Origin of the sequence: Branchiibius cervicis, from assembly GCF_042661605.1 — a bacterium.
Taxonomy (GTDB): Bacteria; Actinomycetota; Actinomycetes; order Actinomycetales; family Dermatophilaceae; genus Branchiibius; species Branchiibius cervicis.
In genome coordinates this window covers 3,003,528-3,021,331 of the sequence record NZ_JBHSWJ010000002.1, presented here as the reverse complement: position 1 = coordinate 3,021,331, position 17,804 = coordinate 3,003,528, and the positions used below count along the sequence as shown (strand labels likewise).

The following is a 17,804-nucleotide window of genomic DNA, read 5'->3' as shown; positions in this document are numbered from 1 at the left end:
CCCGGCTGGGAGAATGGGGAGGTGGGGAGCCTCAGTGAGTTGGTGCAGGACGTTTCCAAGTACGACGCCGCCGGGCGCGCATGGGTGCGCGAGGCGGTGCGCGCGGTCCAGGCAGACGCGGCGCGATCCTCCGACACCCACCTGCTGCGCTTCCCCTCACCGAGCTGCCGCGGGGTCGATCTCTACCTCAAGGACGAGTCGACGCTCCCGACGGGCAGCCTCAAACACCGACTGGCGCGCTCACTGTTCCTCTACGCGCTGTGCAACGGCTGGATCCACGAGGGCCAGACGATCATCGAATCCTCCAGTGGGTCAACGGCGGTCAGCGAGGCGTACTTCGCCCAACTCCTCGGGCTGCCGTTCATCGCCGTGGTGCCGGTCTCGACGTCTCCGTCGAAGCTGGCCCTGATCGAGCAGTACGGCGGGACCTGCCACCCGGTTGCCTCGGCCGGCGACATCTATGCCGCGGCCCGCCAGCTGGCCCGGGAGACCGGCGGGTTCTACATGGATCAATTCACGTTCGCGGAGCGGGCGACGGACTGGCGGGGCAACAACAACGTCGCGGAGTCGATCTTCGGGCAGATGGTGCGTGAGCCGCACCCCGAGCCGGCGTGGATCGTCGTGGGCGCGGGCACCGGCGGGACGAGCGCGACCATCGGGCGCTTTCTGCGTTACACCGGCGCCGCTACCAAGCTGTGCGTTGCGGACCCCGAGGGTTCGGCGTTCTTCGACGGCTGGTCGTGCGGTGACGCCGACGCCGAGGGCACCGGGTCGCGGATCGAAGGCATCGGCCGGCCGCGGATGGAGGACAGCTTCCTGCCGTCGGTGGTCGACCGGATGATGCGCATCCCCGACCGGGCTTCTGTCGAAGCGATGCGCTACTTGCGGTCCCGGATGGGTCGCGTGGCCGGGCCTTCGACCGGCACGAATCTCGTGGCGGCTGCTGTGCTCGCCCAGGAGATGGCCGACCGCGGTGAGGAGGGCTCGATCGTCACCCTCCTGTGCGACGACGGGCATCGCTACACCTCGACGTACGACGACGATCAGTGGCTGGCCGCCCAGGGGATGGGGGACGAGGAGCTGGCGGCCGACGTACGTCGATCGCTCACCGAGGTGCTCGGCTGAACCTCAGGCGCGCGCCTCCCCGCGAGGGGCGCTTCGAAGAAGGCCAGCTCGTGGGCCATCGACCGGTCGAACGCCTTGACCATGCGCGCACAGACCGCCGACGGCGCATGGTGTGCGGCACGCTCAACGATCGTTGTCGCCTCGCTCGCGGCCTGCACGAACGCCGGATCGCCGTACGTCCCCAACCAGTCGTGGAACGCGTGCCTGTCGTGGTCCAGGGCGCGCAGACGTTCGCCGACGTCGGCGTACAGCCAGTAGCACGGCAGCAGGGCGGCCACGAGTTCGGCGTACTCGCCGGAGGCGGCGTGCAGGTGGCCCACGTAGGCCAGCGTGGTCGGCGACGCCTCGACCGATGCGTCGCCGACGTGCGAGCGGTGCAGGGCGGCCTCCTCCTCCAGTGCAGTCGCCGCGCCGCGGGCCCAGAACACCTGCTCCTCGCGAGTCGGAGCCAGCGTGCTCGCCCGGGCCAGCAGCCGCGAATACTCGCCCAGGTAGTACGCGTCCTGCGCCAGATACCAATGGAATTGGTCGCGATCGAGGGTGCCGTCCCCGAGCGTGACCACGAAAGCGCAGGCATCGACAGCCTCGCGGACCGCCGCGTTCGCGTGCCAGCGCGCGGCCGTCCACGAACCGGTCGCGGTCATCCGCGGGCGCAGCTCGTGGAAGTGATCCACGGGGCCGTGCCCGTGGCCGACGTCCAGTGCGGCGCCGTGCTCCAGGGCACCGGTCAGCCACTCCTTGGCCCGGTCGAGGGCGGCCGGCCAGTCCAGGCCCCGAGCCGCAAGGGTCGCCATCGCTGACGACAGCGAGCATCCCGTGCCGTGGGTGTTCGTCGTCAGCACCCGGCGACCCAGCACCTCGTGCACCGAGTCCGTCGTGACGATCGCGTCGGGGCAGGCACCCTCGCCGGTGAGATGGCCGCCTTTGAGCAGCACCGTGGTGCCACTGGCCCGGGCGAGTCGACGCGCCTGACCGATCGCGTCGGGCCAGGTTCGCGCCGGCGCCTCGTCGACGAGCACCGCCAACTCGGGCAGGTTGGGGGTGACCAGATCCACCTGGGCGCACAATCGGCGTACGGCGACCTCCGCCTTCTCGTCCAGCAGCCGGTCCCCGCTGGTGGCCACCATCACCGGATCGAGTACGACGACGGGCGCGGCCGGGGCCGATGATCGAACCCGCGCCAGCCACCCGGCCACCACCTCGATCAGAGGCACTGAGTGCAGCATGCCGAGCTTGACTGCGTCGATCGTCACATCGTCGGACACCGCGTCGAGTTGCTCGGCGAGGAACGCGGCCGGTGGGACGTGCACGGAGCGCACCCCGCAGGTGTTCTGGGCGACGAGGGCGGTCACAACGCCCATCCCGTAACCGCCAAGCGCACCAATGCTTTTCAGGTCCGCCTGCAGTCCGGCGCCCCCGGTGGGGTCGGTGCCGGCGATGCTCAGGACCCGGGGGATGGCGCTCATCGCACACCCTCCGCAGCCGCGGCGTCCCAGCGGGATCGCAGCGAGGCGGTCGCCGTTCGAGGATCGTCCGCGGCGCAGATCGCACTGACCACGGCCACACCGGCGGCCCCGGCGGTGCGCAGGGCAGCCACGTCATCGGTTCCGATGCCGCCGATCGCGACGCACGGGACGGATGCCGCAGCCGCGACAAACTGCCCGAACCCCTCGATGCCCAGAGCCGGCGGGTGATCGGGTTTGGTCGAGGTCGGATGTACGGCGCCGACCCCGAGGTAGTCGACGGTTCCAGCCGGAAACGTTGACAGTGCAGCGAGGTCGTCGATGCGTGAAGCGCTCCACCCGACCAGCGCCCGTCGGCCGAGCAGTCGTCGGGCGGTGCTCGGTGGCACGTCCTGCTGACCCAGATGGACACCGTCGACCTGCGCACCCACGTCGCGAGCAGCCAGAGCGATGTCCACGCGATCGTTGACGACGAGGGCAGCCGAGCCGCGCAGCAGCGCCGACAGGGCCACGAGTGCCGCGACCTGGTTGCGTGCCGGGGCCGATTTGGCCCGCAACTGCACCACGGTGACCCCTCCCGCGACGGCTTCCTCGACGACCTCGAGCAGCCGGTCGAGCGTGAGCCGGTCGTCGGTGACCAGGTGTAGTGCGAGGTCCGCGTGCATCATGCGTCACCCCTCACCAGGGCTGCGGCGGGACGTCGGGTGAGCCGGTTCGGGGCGTCCAGCTCGGCGGGATCGAGGGCCGCAAGCGCGTCGAGGAAGGCCACGGCGAAGGAGCCCGGGCCGGTGCTCGCCGCAGCGGCTGCCTCCGAGGCCACGGCGTGCACCAACGACGCCGTCGTGGCCGCGGTCAGCGGCGACGCGACCCCGAGGAAGGCCGCCATGGTCGCCCCGAGCGAGCAACCGCCGCCTGTGACGAGGGTCAACAGCGGGTCGCCGCCGTGGATCCGGACCACCTCGACCCCGTCGGTGATCAGGTCGATCGGTCCTGACACGGCAATGACGGCACCCGATCGTTGGGCGAGGTCCACTGCGACGTCGGTAGCCGCGTCCGTGGTGTCGAGGAGTCGACGCCGCGACCGCCCCGACCGGCGCCGGCGAGCGCGAGGATCTCCGACGGATTGCCGCGGATGATCGCCGGACGTTGCGCGAGCAGCTCCGCGGCCAGCGCGGTGCGCACCGGCAGTGAGCCGACCGCGACCGGGTCGAGCACCCAGCGTCGGGTGGCAGGCGGCACCTCACGGGCGGCGGTGCGTTGCTCGGCGTGCGGTGTCCCCAGGTTGATCAATACGCCGTCGGCAACAGGCGCGAACGGTCCCGCTTCGGTCGGCACATCGGTCATGGCCGGAGTCGCGCCGAGCGCGAGCAGTACGTTCGCCGTGAAGTTCGTGACCACGGCGTTGGTGATGCACTGGGTGAGCGGACGCGCCGCACGCAGCGCGTGCAGTGCTTCCCCGGGCATCGGCGTGGCAGTGAGCACGTCAGGGGTGTGCGACATGACGGACATTCCCTTCGCGAGTACGAACTCGATCAGGTTCGACGGGTGTGATCTCAGCCCCGGCGGGGCACCCCGTGTCGTACGTCGAACGTATCAGCGTCGTTCGAGCGGTGATTACTCAGGCCGTGGCGTGTTCGACCGGCGAGCCCGGGTCGTGCGGGAGGCGAGAGGCGTGGACGCGCGCATGCGCGATCGCCTCGGGGGTTGTCGCGAAGATGTGCCGCTCGTGGGCCATCGTGTCGTAGACGCCCAGGCCCTGCAGGATCGCCGCGTGCTCAGGTCGCACCCCGGACAGCATCACGGTGATCCCGCGCCGCTCGAGCCGGGTGATGACGTCGGCCAGGGTCGCGGCACCGGTGGCGTCGATCGCCGTCAGATGCGCCATCCGCAACACCACCACCCGCACGTCGCTGACCCGGGTCAGCTCGAGCAGGAAGTCGTGGGCGGCGGCGAAGAACAACGGCCCTTCCAACCGGTACACGACGATGTGTTCGTCGAGCAGGTGCTCACGCTCCAGGTCGTCGGCGCGCGAATCGGCAAGAGCCGCAACGTCTTCGGTGCTCACCGCGGCGCTCGCAGCGACTTGTTTCAGAGCCAGGCCGCCGGCCACGATCATGCCGATGATGACGGCCTCGACCAGGTCCAACGCGACGGTGGCCACGGCGGTGATCGCGAGGACCGCGGCATCCTGCTTCGTGGCGCGCATCAGGGTGCGGACGCTGGAGACGCTGACCATGCTGACGGCGGTCGCGATCAGCACACCGGCCAGTGCTGCGAGCGGGATCTTGCCGACCAGCCCACCGGCGACCAGGACCACGATCAGCAGCAGCAGCGAGTGCGTGATCGCGGCGAGCCGGGAGTGCGCGCCGGTCTTCACGTTGACGGCGGTGCGCGCGATGGCGCCGGTGGCGGGAACGCCGCCGAAAAGCGGCGCGGTGATGTTGGCCAGGCCCTGTCCGAAGAGTTCGCGGTCCGAGTCGTGCCGTTGCCCGACGGTCATCGCGTCGGCTGCGCTGGCCGACATCAGCGACTCCAAGGCGGCGAGCGCTGCTACCGCGATGGCCGGGATCACCAGCTGGCGCATGGCGCCGGGGGAAAGGTCGGGCAGGCTCGGTGCGGGCAACCCGGCGGGAACCTTGCCGATCTGCTCCGCGCCCAGATGCATCACGAGGTTTGCGACGGTGACCACGATGATCGCCGGCAGGGCGACCGGGATGCCGGGTCGGACGCGGGCGAGTAACAGGATGGCCGCAGCGACCGCGAGCGCGATCAGCACCGGAGCCCACTGGGGGTGTTTGAACCAGTCCTGCACCGATGCGATGGCCGTTGCGATCACCCCGTCGGCCTTGACGTGGACGCCGAGAGCGCCAGGCACCTGTTGGAGACCGATGATCAACGCGATGCCGATGGTGAAGCCCTCGATGACCGGCACCGGCACGTAGCGCATCACCCGGCCGGCCCCTGCGAGTGCGAGGATCACCAGCAGCACACCGGCCAGGATGCCGACGACGAGAACGCTGGACACGCCGTACGTTGCGACGATCGGGACCAGTACGACGGTCATCGCCCCGGTCGGCCCGCTCACCTGCAGGTTGCTGCCGCCGAAGACCGCCGCCACCAGGCCGGCGATGATGGCCGTCGCGATGCCGGCGGCGGCGCCGGCTCCGGAACTGATGCCGAAACCGAGGGCCAGCGGCAGCGCGACGAGCGCGACCATGAGGCCGGCGAGCAGGTCGCGGCGTGGGTTGGTGCGCATCTGCTCGAGGTCGGCGCGGGTGGGTAGCAGGCGGGTCACGCGGCGTAGGGGCGTGACGGACCCAGCGGTCGTGCTCATGGCGCTTTCAGTGGGTGGTGCGGGCGAGTTGGGCGACCAGTTCCGCTTGCTCGGAGGCGACCGCCGACAGGATCTGTCGGGCGGCCTGCAGCAGGTCGTTCACTTCGGGTACGGCGATCGCGTAGATGACCTCGCCGTCCCGCCGCTGTGAGGTGACCAGTGCCGAGCGGCGCAACACACTCAGTTGCTGGGACAGGCTGGAGGCTTCGACGCCGATCTCGGCGAGCAGTTCGTGGACGGCGTGTTCACGCTCGGAGAGCAGTTCCAGGATCCGGATACGGACCGGGTGCCCGAGGGTGCGGAAGAACTCGGCCTTTGCCTGATAGAGCGGGACGGACATTCGTACCTCCTGGGATCGCACCTTCATCATGTGAAGAATTGTTCATATGATGACACACGCGATGGATGGTCGCGAACCGGTGGGGCCGATCCTGAGGAGATCGAGGTTATTGAGGATCCGTTGCGGGCCGGGCACCCTCAACAACGTCGATCCCCTCGACAACCCGTGGGGGCAGTATCGCCATCGCCACCAGGTCGGCGCCCGTCTCCGTCGCCGATTCGACGGTGGTCTGCACCTGGACGAACTGGCCCTCCATCAGCACCGGCTGGCCGCGGGTGGGATCCCCGGACCAGCGCAGCGTGACGTTGGGCGGCGGGTGGAACGGCTGGCCGTCGGGGAAGGCCAGGACCGCGCTGGCGTGCACCCGCTCATCGGTCAGCGGCAGGATGACGACCTGATGTACGGCGGGTAGCCGCTTGAGCGTGCGCGCCAGGGCCCGCTGGAGCCGCTCCGAGGTCCGGAAGACGGCCGTGATGGCGGCCGTTCCGCTACGAAAATCGTTGGTGGCGAAGGAATCACAGCTGATGCCCCGCGTCGAGATGGCGGTCGCGATCGAGGTCAGGGTGCCGGTGCGGTCGACGCCGCGCACGAAGGCGACGTAGCCGATCTGGTCGTCGGTCTCCATCACACCTCCCACGGCGCGAGCATGGCATCGGTCTTGTCCAGGCTGGCCCGGAGCCGCCGCTCCTCATCGGGCGCGAGGTCGTCCAGCACTACCTGCTTCCAACCTTCCGGTCCGAGGATCACCGGGACCCCGGTCACCGAGCGCACGGGTTCGCCGCCCACTGAGATCTCGCCGTCGAGACGGACCTGTCCCGCCACGACGATCTCCCGACCGTCGAACAGGGTGTCGATCAGCTCGACGGTGGCGTTCGCCGTACCGGAAGCAGTTTTGGCCCCGCTCTGGTGGGTCAGCCATGGGCGGGTGACCGTGCGCAGATCCGGCGGCCAGTCGTAGATCTCTGCGAACGCCGCCGTCATGTCCAACGAGGCCAGTTCCGCGATCCGGGTCTTGGCGGCGTCGATCTCGGCGGTGAAGTCATCCAGGGAACGGTCGCCCCGGGCCCGGCGTACCGCGACCTTCCGCTCCGGCACGGTCAGTCCGGTCACCCGCACCGTCGACCACAGCGGCACCATGTCATCCCCGTGCGGGCCGACCACGAAGCCGCCGATCCGCTGCCGCGGGAAGCCCAGGGTGGAGGCGATCTCGCGGCGGAAGCGCAGGGTGTCCAGCCAGGCGCCCATCCCGATCACCCGGTGCCGGCCGAGGGCTTTGGCCAGGATCCCGACCGCGAGCTCGACCGGGTTGGAGACGACGATCACGACCTCGTGGCCGGCCCCGTGTTCGGCCAGGCGCTCGGCGTACGCCGTGAAGACCCGGGCGTTGACCGCCGCCAACTCACGGCGGTCGACCACCGCACCCGGCGAGGCGGGGGCGTGGCCCCGGCGGCCATGATGATGACGTCGGCGACGACGTCCTCCGGGGCAACGGCAACGTCGATCAGCGGCGCGTGCTCGGAGTAGGCGTCGCGCAGGTCGGCCCGCAGTCCGTGGGCGGCGGTCTGCGACGAACCCCGCGGCGGCCGACCAACTGCAGTCGCGAGGTCGTCGGCACCACCCGGCGCTCGATCAGCTGCGCACAGATCTGCCGTCCGATGTCGCCGGTCGCTCCGATCACCGCTACATCCACACCGCCACGCTAGACGAGGAGTGTTTCGGCTCTGTTGCCCCGCTCAGGTAGCGCGGCGCGTGACCCGTGGGGCTTTGCGTACGGCGAGCCAGGCCAGCGCGGCGGCGACCAGCGGTGCGATGACCACGATCGCGACGATCGAGAGCCACGGGATCGTGACGAAGACCGTGGCGTCGGGGACCGTGCCGTCCGCGTAGGCCATCCGCTGCGCGACCGCGAGTCGGGCCAGCCCTTGGCCGACGACGACCCCCGCCAGTGCACCGAAAACAGTCGCGAGGATGCCCAGCCAGTAGGCGTGCCCGGCCGCCATCAACCTGCGGGTACGCCGGGTGGCACCGACCGCTGCCATCGTCGCGTCGTCGGCGCGCTGCTCGGCCATCGCCAGCGCGGTGGAGGTCAAGGTGGTGACGAGGAGCAAGGTCAGCAGCACGGCGAGAAGGACCGCGACGATGGTTGCGCTGCTGCTGCGGAAACCGCGCTCCACGGCGAATGAGGTTGTCGTCAACTGGTCGTCGATGCGCTGCTCGGCTTGCTCACTGATCGATCCGGCGGGGTTGCGGACGAGCGCGCCGCCATCGGCCAGGTGATCGGTCCAGCCCAGCGATGCCGCCGTCTGCGGGGTGGTCAGGACACCGGCGACGGAGGTGAAGGCCGCCCCGTTGTCGATGGTCGGCGCGATGGCCACCACCGGAACACCGGCGTGTTCGACGACATCGCGGTAGGTGGTCTCGTTTCCGACCGTGTAGTCCGCACCGGCCACGGTGACGACCTGAGGTAGGGCGTCTCCGAGCATGACCAGCGCGCCGCGATCGAGCGCCGCGCGTTGTCCCGCGGACAGGTCGAGGCGCCGCTCGATCTCGCTCGCCGGCAGCACCGCCAGGCTGCTGTTGGTTGTGAAACCCGAACTGGAGTAGCGGCTGCAATGGTCCGGGTTGGGCAGCGAGCGATCGCTGCTCCAGCCGGTCGACGGAGGCTGCGCCGCTTGCTCCAGCGTGCATCCGGGTAGCAGGACCGCCGTGATATGGCCCTTCGTCACCGGTTTGTTGTCCTGCGGGTTGTAGCTGCTTGCGGCCACGACGTAGGGGTCTGACACGACGCGCAGCGGCGTGATGACGAAATGGGGATACAACTGCCGGACCGCGGCGGTGACTTCTCGGGTCGCGGCGGGGCTGCCGTCGTAGAGCGAGTTCACGAACGACTCGCCGGGCACGGTGGATGCCACGTAGTTGCGCGCCTCGTAGGAGTCCATCGACGCGAACGACACCAGCGCCGCGACGACCGCGGCAGTCGCGGCCAGTGTGGCGGCGACCGTCGGGATCGAGCGGGACCGGTGGCGGGCGGTGTCACGTGCGGCCATCCGTAGGGCGACCGGCAGTCGCGAACTGTGTCGCCCGAGAGTCACCAGCAGCCACGGCACGGTCATCAGCCCGCCCAGGCACAGCGCGATGATGGCCGCTGCGCAGAACTCCCTGGTCGGCGAGGCGGTGACGAAGTGCGAGTCGCTGACCGGAGCCAACAGGAGGAATGCCGTTGCCGTGAGCGTCGAGGCCAGTCCAAGCACCGCGAGCCATCGCCGTGGCGCCGGCGAGACGCTGTGCCCCTTCATCACTCCGACGACATCAAGGCGCCCCAGTCGAAATGCCGGCAGCAGCGCCGCAACGACGCACGCGACGACACCGAGCAGGCAAACTCCCAGGATGGCGAGCCACGGCACGTCCCACGGTCCGCCCCAGGAATACGTCGGCGGGAACCACTGGCTCAGCGCATAGGCGGCTCCGACGCCTACGACGGCTCCACCGATCACCGAGAGCGCCCCGAGCACGACTCCCTGCGCGAGTACGGCGCGCCGCAACTGCCGTTGTTCGGCGCCGTTGGCTGCGGCGAGAGCAAGGGTCCTGCGCTGGCGGGAGGCGCTGACTGCGAACGCCGGAGCCGTGAGCAGGATGACGATCAAGGCAAGGAACAGCGCACCGAGCGCGTAGAGACCGGTATCTGCCACGCGGTTGTCGACCTCGCTCGCGGGTGGCGGATTGCGCAACACCTCGGCGGACAGCACCGCCAGCCCGTAGCGGTTCAGTCGCTGGACCTCCGCCCATGTGACCGGTGCCGCGCGCTCGATCAGCCACGCCGGAGTGTTGCGAGCGCCGACTTCCAACGGCGTGAATACGTCAACGCGTGCGGCGGTGTCGACGACGCCGACCACGGTGAGGGGGTATCGCTGGCCGTTCAGCAACACGGTGAGGTCTCCCCGCGTCGGCAACGAGCCGATGCGGCTGTCGCGCGAGATGACGGCCTCGGTCGGCCCGGTTGGCCAGCTGCCCTCGACCAGCCGGGCCAGCGGGGTTGAGCCTCCATCCGGGTTGAGCTGGCCGATCTGCGCTTCGGGATTGGATCCGGACAACTGCACGCGACCGCTGGCGGTGAAGTCGATGACCGCGCGCCCATTGACGAACGCGCCGATGGCCGCCGTTTGCGCCGAGAGGGTTCCGTTCGCGGGATACCCCGGAATGTTCAGGCCCTTCTCGTCCGAGCAGCACCCCCAGCCGTTGCCGTCCGGTTCTTGCGATACGACCTGGCCCAGTTGGGCAACGCTCACGGCTGCGGTGGCGCTACCCAGCTCCGAGGGGATCCGCTCAGCCCCGGTGATCGTGACCGTTGCGGCCATCGTGAAGGCGAAGCACAGCAACGCGATCGGCAACCCGGCCATCAAGGCGACGATCGCGCTGCGGCCCTTGTGCCGGCGTACGTCGCGGCGAGCCATCCGCAGGGACACCCGCCAACTGCCCCGCCAGCCAGCCGCCCCCGAGACGGCTGGCTGCGGGGAGGTCGTGGGCCGTTCGTCCAGGAGGGTCATGCGCCGACCCCGCGCAGCAGGTCCTCCGGCTGCGCCGCCACGCCGGTGGAATCGACGACCTGGCCGTCGCGCAAGAAGATCACCCGGTCCGCCCAGGCGGCGTGCCGCGCGTCGTGCGTGACCAGCAGGCCACCGGCGCCGTCGTCGCACCGTTCGCGCAACACCCGCAGGACTTCCTCGCCGGTCTGGGTATCCAGCGCGCCGGTCGGCTCGTCGGCCGCGACCAGGCGGCGCTCGCCGACGAGCGCCCGGGCGATGGCTACCCGCTGCTGTTGACCACCGGACATGGCGTCCGGGTAGCGGTCGATCAGCTCCGGCAAGCCCACGAACTCAAGGCTTTTCAAGGCAGCCGCCCGGGCATTGCGGACGGACAGGCCATCCAACTCCAACGGCAAGGAGACGTTCTCGCCTGCTGTCAGCGAGGGGATCAGGTTGAAGTCCTGGAAGACGACGCCGATCTTGCGGCGCCGTATGCGGGCGATCTGCGCCGGGTTCAATTCGCTGAGGTCGACCCCGTCGACGGTGATCCAGCCGTCGGTCGGGGTGTCCAGCGCACTGGCCAGGTTGAGCAGGGTCGATTTGCCGGAGCCGGAGGGGCCCATGACCGCGACCAGCTCGCCGCGTGCGACGTCGAGGTCGATTCCGCGCAGTGCGTGCACTGCCTGCGGGCCGGTGCCGTGGATGCGGGTGACGCCGCGCATCCTCAGGATCGGTTGCTCGCTCATGGGGTGGCCTCCTGGGTGGCGGGGGAGTCGGAAACGATTGCGGTGCGCGCAGATCCGCGACTGCGGGTGAGCGTCGACTCGACGTAGTCCAGCCACCGCACCTCGGCCTCCGTGGTGAAGAGGTGGTTCTCCAACAGCAAGGTCCACGCGATGTCCGTGGTCTTCTCCGAGGACCGCTTGAGGCGGGTCAGGTCGCGTAGTTGCGCCATGGAGGCGGTGCGCTGGGTCTGGACCACGCGGCGTACGTCGACCCCTGGGGAGGTCACGGCCAGCACCAACTTGATCGCCAGCTCGTCGCGCGGGCTGCCGGCGCGCTCGACCGGTGAGTCCCACCAGGCCTGCACCTGCGCGCGGCCGGCGTCGGTGAGGGCGTATTCAATCTTGCCCTCCTCGTCGGCGGGCCCGGTCTGCTCGACCAGGCCGTCGCGCTCCAGGCGCCCGAGGGTGGTGAAGACCTGACCGACGTTCAGCGGCCAGGTGCCGCCGGTGCGGGCTTCGAACTCCGCGCGCAGGCCGGAGCCGTGCACGGGACCCTCGGAGAGGATGGCCAACAGGCCGAGGCGGACGGACACGGATGCTCCTGGGTATACCGAGTAAGGGTGAGAGGAATCTATACCGCGTATACCCCGGAGTCAACGCGCAACGCGCGCGGTTCAGCCCAGCTCGCGCAGCCCCGGCAGCACCTGCTCGCCGAAGGTGCGTAGGAAACGCTCCTGGTCGTCGCCGGGGGCGTGGAAGACCAGGTGGTCGAAGCCCCAGTCGACGTACTGCTTGACCGCTGCGACCACCTTGTCGGGGTCGGAGGAGACGATCCAGCGGGAGGCGATCTGCTCATCGGAGAGCGCGTCGCCGAGCTTTTCCATCTCCAACGGGTCGCTGGTGCCGTGCTTCTGCTCGGGGGTCAGCGACAGGGCGGCCCAGAACCGGCAGTTCTCGACTGCTTTGGCGTGGTCGGGATCCCAGGAGAGCTTGATCTCGATCATCCGGTCGACGTTGTCTCGCTTGCCCAAGGACAGGCCCTCCTCGACCGCCGGGATCAGCTTGTCGACGTAGAGCTCCTCACCCTTCCCGGAGGTGCAGATGAAACCGTCGCCCATCCGGCCGGCGTACTTGGCGACCGTGGGACCGCCCGCAGCGATGTAGACCGGGATGGGTTGCTCCGGTTTGTCGTAGATCGTGGCGTCGACCGTGTGGTAGTAATCGCCCTCGAAGCTGACCCGCTCGCCGGTCCACAACGCCCGCATCAGCCGCACCGACTCGCGCAACCGCGCGAACCGTTCCTTGAAGTCCGGCCACTGCCCGGAATCCACTGAGCCCACGACGATCTCGTTGAGTGCCTCGCCGGTGCCGACGCCCATCGCAATGCGTCCGGGATACAGCGAGCCGAGCGTGCCGAACGCCTGGGCGACCACAGCGGGGTTGTAGCGGAACGTGGGGGTCATGACCGACGTACCCAATTGGACGTGATCGGTGCGTTCCCCCACCGCCGCAAGCCAACTCAGCGAGTACGGCGCGTGCCCGCCGTGGTGCCGCCAGGGCTGGAAGTGGTCGCTGATCCAGACGCTCTCCAGCCCGATCTGCTCGGCGAGCACGGCGTAGTCGAGCAACCGCCGGGGCGCGAACTGTTCTGCCGAAGCCTTGTATCCGATGCGCAGCGTCATACGCCCAAACTAGGCGAGCACTGACTCGACGGCGACCGACTCCATCCCGAAGGCGTCCGCGACCGGCGCGCAGGTGATGGCACCCGCGTGCGTGTTGAGGCCGAGAGCCAGGGCGCGGTCGGCGCGCATCGCGGCCTGCCAGCCCTGGTCGGCGAGCCGCACCGCGTAGGGCAACGTCGCGTTGGTCAGCGCCCAGGTCGACGTGTTGGGTACGGCGCCGGGCATGTTCGCCACGCAGTACATCGTCGAGTTGTGCACCGGGTAGACCGGATCGGCGTGCGTCGTGGGCCGGCTGTCCTCGAAGCAGCCACCCTGGTCGATCGCGATGTCCACCAGCACCGAGCCGGGTTTCATCTGCGAGACAAGCTCGTTCGACACCAGACTGGGTGCCTTGGCGCCCGGGATCAGCACGGCGCCGATGACCAGGTCGGCCTCACGGACCTGCTGGGCGATCGTTAACGACGAGGACGCCAAACCCTGCACGCGATTGTTGTAGCGCCAGAAGGACATCCGCAGCTTGTCCAGGTCGGTGTCCAGTAGCGTCACGTCGGCACCCATCCCGAGCGCGATGTTCGCCGCATTCTGGCCGGACACCCCTGCGCCGATGATCACGACTTTTGCGTTGGCGACGCCGCCGACTCCGCCCATCAGCACTCCGCGGCCGCCCTGCGGCTTGGTCAGGTAGTACGCGCCCATCTGCGGGGCCAGGCAGCCGGCGACCTCCGACATCGGATACAGCAGAGGCAGCCCACCCGAAGGCAACTGGACGGTCTCGTAGGCGATGCCCGTCGTACGCCGAGCCACCAGTTCCTTGGTGAGCGCCTCGTCCGCCGCGAGGTGCAAGTACGTGAAGAGGACCAGATCCTCGCGCAGCCGGTGGTATTCGCTGGCGATTGGCTCCTTGACCTTCATCACCATCTCGGCATTGCCCCACACCTCGTCGGCGTCGGCGATCATGGTGGCGCCCTGGGCGGCGTACTCGGCGTCGGTGATCTGCGAACCCTCGCCGGCGCCGGTCTGGATGAGCACCTCGTGGCCGTGAGTGACCAACTCGTGCACGCCGGAGGGAGTGATGCCCACCCGGAATTCGTTGTTCTTGACTTCCTGGGGCACGCCGACGCGCATGGTTTCTCCTGATGAGGGGTTCGGTTCCAGCGTGCTATTGCTACTCCCAGAACCTGGAAACCGATAGATTGTCCGAACATTCTTCGGTTCGGGGAGATGAAAGTGACCACGCGTTCGGAAAGTGACCGGGATCACAGGATGCCGTCGAAGGATGTGCGTACCACGGTGGACGAAGTCGACCGGATTCTGTTGCGCGAGCTCGCCGCGGACGCCCGCACACCCAACAACGCGCTCGCGGCCAAGGCGGGCGTCGCGCCGTCGACCGCGCTCGGGCGGGTCCGCGGACTGGTCGAGGACGGCGTGCTGCGGGGCACCCACGCGGACATCGATCCGGCGCTGACCGGACGCCCTTTGCAAGCGATGGTCGCCGTACGGATGCGTGCCCACGCCCGCTCCCGCCTGACCAAGTTCCTGCACCATCTGGCCGACCTGCCCGGCGTGCGCAACGTCTACCTACTCGGCGGCACGCACGATTTCATGATCCACCTGGCGGTTCCCGACACCAACGCGCTCAACGACTTCGTCATCGAGCACCTGAGCGCGATCCCCGACGTAGCCAGCACCGAGACGTCCTTGATCTTCCAGCACGTGCAGTCCCACCGCTTCGATTGAACCCATGTGAACCAGACCACAAGAAGCCCTTGACGTTGCGTATTGTGGAAAGTAATCTCCACAATACGGAAACCAAGGAGGCGTCACCGATGACGGTTCAGACCAGTCCCGGCCACAGCATCACCGCGCGGGTCTCCGCGCCCGCCGGATTCAGTGCCACCGCCGCTCTGGCTGCTGCAGCTGCCTCTGCCGGCGCCGACGTCACCGCGCTGGACATGGTCGAGTCCGGCCACGAGGGTGTCGTCGTCGACCTGACCGCCTACACCCGGGGCGTCACCCACGCCGCCGAGGTCGTCGAGGCACTGAAGTCCGTCGATGGCGTCGAGGTCGCCAACGTCAGCGACCGCACCTTCCTGATGCACCTTGGCGGCAAGTTGTCGGTCCAGTCCAAGGTCGAGCTGCGCAACCGCGACGAGCTGTCGCGGGCCTACACCCCGGGCGTCGCGCGAGTGTGCATGGCGATCCACGAGAACCCCGACGACGCAAGGCATCTGACCATCAAGCGCAACACGGTGGCCGTGGTCACGGACGGGACCGCCGTCCTCGGTCTGGGCAACATCGGACCGGCTGCTGCGCTCCCGGTGATGGAGGGCAAGGCGGCCCTGTTCAAGCGGTTCGCCGACGTGGACGCCTGGCCGGTCTGCCTGGACACCACGGACACCGAGCAGATCATCTCGATCGTCAAGGCGCTGGCACCCGTCTACGGCGGCGTCAACCTCGAAGACATCGCCGCCCCGCGCTGTTTCGAGATCGAGCGTCGGCTGCGTGAGGAGCTGGACATCCCCGTCTTCCACGACGACCAGCACGGTACGGCGATCGTGGTGTTGGCTGCGCTGATCAACGCGCTGCGCGTGGTCGGCAAAGAGATCTCCGAGGTGCGCATCGTCGTCAGCGGCGTGGGCGCCGCCGGACACGCGATCATCCAATTGCTCAAGGCGCAGGGTGCGCGCGACATCATCGCGTGCGACCGCAACGGTGCGGTCGACCACGACCGCGAGTACGCCGACGAGCACCGTCGCTGGATCGCCGACAACACCAATCCCTCGGGCTTCGTCGGCACGCTGCACGATGCGCTCGCCGGCGCCGACGTTTTCGTCGGCGTGTCCGCACCGGGGGTCATCGAGGGCAAGCACGTCGCCACGATGAACGACGGTGCGATCGTCCTGGCGCTGGCCAACCCCGACCCGGAGATCGACCCGCTCGAGGCGGCGGAGCACGCGGCGGTGGTCGCGACCGGTCGCAGCGACTTCCCGAACCAGATCAACAATGTCCTGGCGTTCCCCGGGCTCTTCCGAGGGTTGCTCGATGCCGGCGTCCGGGAGATCTCGACCGAGTTGCTGGTCGCGGCCGCTGAGGCGATCGCCGGATGTGTGGCATCGGACGAATTGACCTCCAGCTACATCATTCCCAGTGTTTTCGACGCCCGCGTCGCACCCGCCGTCGCCGCCGCCGTTCAGGCGACTGCCGTCACCCAGCCCGCTGCCACCACCGAGGAGAACTGATGACCACCGCACCCGTCCGTCCCGCGAGTTACTACGCACCGCACGGCGGCCATCCGGATCAGTCCCAGTTGCTCACCGATCGCGCGATGTTCACCGAGGCCTACGCGGTCATCCCGCGGGGCGTGATGCGTGACATCGTCACCAGCTTCCTGCCCGGGTGGCACGACACGCGGCTGTGGGTGCTGGCCCGACCGCTCAGCGGGTTCGCCGAGACCTTCTCGCAGTACATCGTCGAGGTGTCACCCGGGGGTGGCAGCGACCGACCCGAGACCGATCTGGGTGCGGAGTCGGTGCTCTTCGTCGTCGAGGGCGAGCTGACGATCACGATCGACGGTGACCGGCACGAACTGCGCGCCGGCAGTTACGTCTACCTGCCCCCGGCGCAGCGGTGGACGGCGGTGAACCACGGCTCGACCGAGGCGCGTTTCCACTGGATCCGTAAGGCGTACGAGCCCGTCCCCGGTCTGGACGCTCCGGATGCCTTCGTCACGCACGAGGAGGACGTCGTACCCACGCCGATGCCGGACACCGACGGACGCTGGGTGACGACGCGATTCGCCGACCCGACCGACTTGCGGCACGACATGCACGTCAACATCGTCACCTTCGAACCCGGTGCGGTGATCCCGTTCGCCGAGACCCACGTCATGGAGCACGGGCTCTACGTGCTGGAGGGTAAGGCGGTTTACCGACTCAACCAGGACTGGGTCGAGGTAGAAGAGGGCGACTTCATGTGGTTGCGCGCCTTCTGCCCGCAGGCCTGCTACGCCGGGGGCCCGGGCCGCTTCCGTTACCTGCTCTACAAGGACGTCAACCGCCACATGCGACTGCCGCGGAGTTTCGCGTGAGCCGCGTCAACGTCGGCGACGCGGCACCCGCCCTGTCGCTTGAGGGAACCCGAGGGCCGGTGGACATCGCCACCCTGGCCGGGCGGCGCGTGATCGTCTACTTCTTCCCCAAGGCGTTCAGTCCGGTGTGCACCGACCAGGTGTGCAGCTACCGCGACGAACTGCCGGCCATCACCGCCGCCGATGCCGTCGTGTACGGCGTGTCACCCGATCCGGTGGACGAACTGTCCCGGTTCGCAGATCAATTCGACCTCGGTCACGCTCTGCTGAGCGACCCGGACGCCACGACAGCCAAGCGCTGGGGTGCGTGGGGACCCAAGACCGTGAACGGGCAGGCCATGGTCGGCCTGCTGCGGAGCACCTTCGTCGTCGGTCCCGACGGCACGGTGGAAAGCGCTGACTACGAGGTGGACGGCCGCGCCGACGCAGCCGCCCAGCTCGCCGGTCTGTCGGCCCGCTGAGGCCACCTCACCCGGGCGCCGCACGAGGGCGACGCCGAATTCGACGGTCAACGATGACCTTTCG

At 69.0% G+C, this 17,804-nt stretch carries 17 protein-coding genes, 1 pseudogene and 1 riboswitch; of the genes and pseudogenes, 5 read left to right on the top strand and 13 right to left on the bottom strand.

The window, feature by feature from the left end; genetic code table 11:
* Window positions 1-21: 21 nt before the first annotated feature.
* On the top strand, window positions 22-1,125 hold the full coding sequence (locus ACFQBT_RS15650; protein WP_377824064.1) for a PLP-dependent cysteine synthase family protein: 1,104 nt from the start codon (window positions 22-24) through the stop codon (window positions 1,123-1,125).
* Here ACFQBT_RS15650 and thiD read toward each other — a convergent pair.
* The 13 genes and pseudogenes from thiD to ald form a co-directional block, all read right to left on the bottom strand.
* Window positions 1,044-2,591 (bottom strand): bifunctional hydroxymethylpyrimidine kinase/phosphomethylpyrimidine kinase, encoded by a 1,548-nt coding sequence (gene thiD, locus ACFQBT_RS15645; protein ID WP_377824062.1) that lies wholly within the window; start codon window positions 2,589-2,591, stop codon window positions 1,044-1,046. The genes ACFQBT_RS15650 and thiD overlap by 82 nt on opposite strands.
* Window positions 2,588-3,256, bottom strand: a complete 669-nt coding sequence (gene thiE, locus ACFQBT_RS15640) for a thiamine phosphate synthase (protein ID WP_377824060.1) — start codon at window positions 3,254-3,256, stop codon at window positions 2,588-2,590. Before thiE ends, thiD begins: the two co-directional genes overlap by 4 nt.
* Window positions 3,253-4,088 (bottom strand): annotated as a pseudogene (thiM, locus tag ACFQBT_RS15635) (hydroxyethylthiazole kinase). The gene thiE and the pseudogene thiM overlap by 4 nt, the downstream one beginning before the upstream one ends.
* Window positions 4,080-4,173, bottom strand: a riboswitch (TPP riboswitch). It overlaps the preceding pseudogene by 9 nt.
* A 33-nt stretch (window positions 4,174-4,206) precedes the next feature.
* A complete protein-coding gene (locus tag ACFQBT_RS15630) occupies window positions 4,207-5,922 on the bottom strand; it encodes a SulP family inorganic anion transporter (RefSeq protein ID WP_377824058.1) in 1,716 nt (571 codons plus the stop codon).
* Between the two features lie 7 nt (window positions 5,923-5,929).
* Window positions 5,930-6,262, bottom strand: coding sequence for an ArsR/SmtB family transcription factor (locus tag ACFQBT_RS15625; protein ID WP_377824056.1), 333 nt, complete (start codon window positions 6,260-6,262; stop codon window positions 5,930-5,932).
* A gap of 106 nt (window positions 6,263-6,368) precedes the next feature.
* Window positions 6,369-6,887: an ACT domain-containing protein gene (locus tag ACFQBT_RS15620; protein WP_377824054.1), complete on the bottom strand. Its 519-nt coding sequence runs from the start codon at window positions 6,885-6,887 to the stop codon at window positions 6,369-6,371.
* Window positions 6,887-7,678: a lactate dehydrogenase gene (locus tag ACFQBT_RS15615; RefSeq protein ID WP_377824052.1), complete on the bottom strand. Its 792-nt coding sequence runs from the start codon at window positions 7,676-7,678 to the stop codon at window positions 6,887-6,889. The genes ACFQBT_RS15620 and ACFQBT_RS15615 overlap by 1 nt, the downstream gene beginning before the upstream one ends.
* Window positions 7,679-7,763: 85 nt before the next feature.
* Window positions 7,764-7,952 carry a hypothetical protein gene (locus ACFQBT_RS15610; protein ID WP_377824050.1) on the bottom strand — a complete coding sequence of 63 codons (189 nt, stop codon included), beginning with the start codon at window positions 7,950-7,952 and terminating at the stop codon, window positions 7,764-7,766.
* Window positions 7,953-7,995: 43 nt separating this feature from the next.
* Window positions 7,996-10,806 (bottom strand): ABC transporter permease, encoded by a 2,811-nt coding sequence (locus tag ACFQBT_RS15605; protein ID WP_377824048.1) that lies wholly within the window; start codon window positions 10,804-10,806, stop codon window positions 7,996-7,998.
* Window positions 10,803-11,531: an ABC transporter ATP-binding protein gene (locus ACFQBT_RS15600; protein WP_377824046.1), complete on the bottom strand. Its 729-nt coding sequence runs from the start codon at window positions 11,529-11,531 to the stop codon at window positions 10,803-10,805. Before ACFQBT_RS15600 ends, ACFQBT_RS15605 begins: the two co-directional genes overlap by 4 nt.
* Window positions 11,528-12,103 carry a PadR family transcriptional regulator gene (locus tag ACFQBT_RS15595; protein ID WP_377824044.1) on the bottom strand — a complete coding sequence of 192 codons (576 nt, stop codon included), beginning with the start codon at window positions 12,101-12,103 and terminating at the stop codon, window positions 11,528-11,530. Before ACFQBT_RS15595 ends, ACFQBT_RS15600 begins: the two co-directional genes overlap by 4 nt.
* A gap of 81 nt (window positions 12,104-12,184) precedes the next feature.
* Window positions 12,185-13,192 carry a glucose-6-phosphate dehydrogenase (coenzyme-F420) gene (fgd, locus tag ACFQBT_RS15590; protein WP_377824042.1) on the bottom strand — a complete coding sequence of 336 codons (1,008 nt, stop codon included), beginning with the start codon at window positions 13,190-13,192 and terminating at the stop codon, window positions 12,185-12,187.
* A 9-nt stretch (window positions 13,193-13,201) separates the two neighbouring features.
* Window positions 13,202-14,317 (bottom strand): alanine dehydrogenase, encoded by a 1,116-nt coding sequence (ald, locus tag ACFQBT_RS15585; protein ID WP_377824040.1) that lies wholly within the window; start codon window positions 14,315-14,317, stop codon window positions 13,202-13,204.
* 138 nt (window positions 14,318-14,455) lie between these two features.
* On the opposite strand from ald, the gene ACFQBT_RS15580 reads away from it, so the two are divergent.
* From ACFQBT_RS15580 to ACFQBT_RS15565, 4 genes are all read left to right on the top strand, one after another.
* Window positions 14,456-14,929 carry an Lrp/AsnC family transcriptional regulator gene (locus ACFQBT_RS15580; RefSeq protein WP_377824038.1) on the top strand — a complete coding sequence of 158 codons (474 nt, stop codon included), beginning with the start codon at window positions 14,456-14,458 and terminating at the stop codon, window positions 14,927-14,929.
* An 89-nt stretch (window positions 14,930-15,018) separates the two neighbouring features.
* Window positions 15,019-16,431: an NAD-dependent malic enzyme gene (locus ACFQBT_RS15575; protein WP_377824036.1), complete on the top strand. Its 1,413-nt coding sequence runs from the start codon at window positions 15,019-15,021 to the stop codon at window positions 16,429-16,431.
* Window positions 16,431-17,279, top strand: a complete 849-nt coding sequence (locus ACFQBT_RS15570) for a bifunctional allantoicase/(S)-ureidoglycine aminohydrolase (protein ID WP_377824034.1) — start codon at window positions 16,431-16,433, stop codon at window positions 17,277-17,279. Before ACFQBT_RS15575 ends, ACFQBT_RS15570 begins: the two co-directional genes overlap by 1 nt.
* Window positions 17,276-17,740 (top strand): peroxiredoxin, encoded by a 465-nt coding sequence (locus ACFQBT_RS15565; RefSeq protein ID WP_377824032.1) that lies wholly within the window; start codon window positions 17,276-17,278, stop codon window positions 17,738-17,740. Before ACFQBT_RS15570 ends, ACFQBT_RS15565 begins: the two co-directional genes overlap by 4 nt.
* Window positions 17,741-17,804 lie beyond the last annotated feature (64 nt).